The sequence below is a fragment of the Leisingera sp. ANG-M1 genome (assembly GCF_000813745.1).
Classification (GTDB): domain Bacteria; phylum Pseudomonadota; class Alphaproteobacteria; order Rhodobacterales; family Rhodobacteraceae; genus Leisingera.
This window is the reverse complement of the sequence record NZ_JWLC01000047.1, coordinates 725-1194: the sequence shown is the minus strand read 5'-3', so window position 1 is coordinate 1194 and position 470 is coordinate 725. Positions and strand designations below refer to the sequence as shown.

The window sequence follows — 470 nt, the reverse complement described above, 5'->3', positions numbered from 1 at the left end:
CCGCGGGCAACCAGGCGCAGTCGGGTATTGCCGCAATTGGCGAGGCGCTGCTGGAAGATGACCGCGTCACCGCGCTGGGCCTGCATATTGAGGGCTTTGGCGATCTGCGTGCCTTTGAGGCGCTGGCGGCGCGGGCGCGCGAACTAGGCAAGCCGATCATCGCGTTGAAGGTCGGCAAATCGGCCGAGGCTCAGGCCGCAACTGTTTCTCATACCGCTTCGCTTGCGGGCGGTGACGCGGGGGCCGGGGCTTTGCTCTCACGTCTTGGCATTCCGCGTCTGGATGACCTGCCCTCCTTCCTGGAGACGCTGAAACTGCTGCATGCGGCGGGGCGGCTGCCCTCGAACCGCATTGCAACCATCAGCTGCTCCGGCGGGGAGGCAAGCCTGGCGGCGGATACCGGCCATGCGCGCAAAGTTGAGTTCCCGCCCCTGAACGAGCGCCAGAAAACCGACCTGCGCGACGCGCTG

1 pseudogene is annotated in these 470 nt (G+C 66.6%); it reads left to right on the top strand.

Going from position 1 to position 470, the window contains the following annotated elements:
* A pseudogene (locus tag RA19_RS25145) lies at positions 1 to 470 on the top strand (acetate--CoA ligase family protein); the annotation flags it as partial.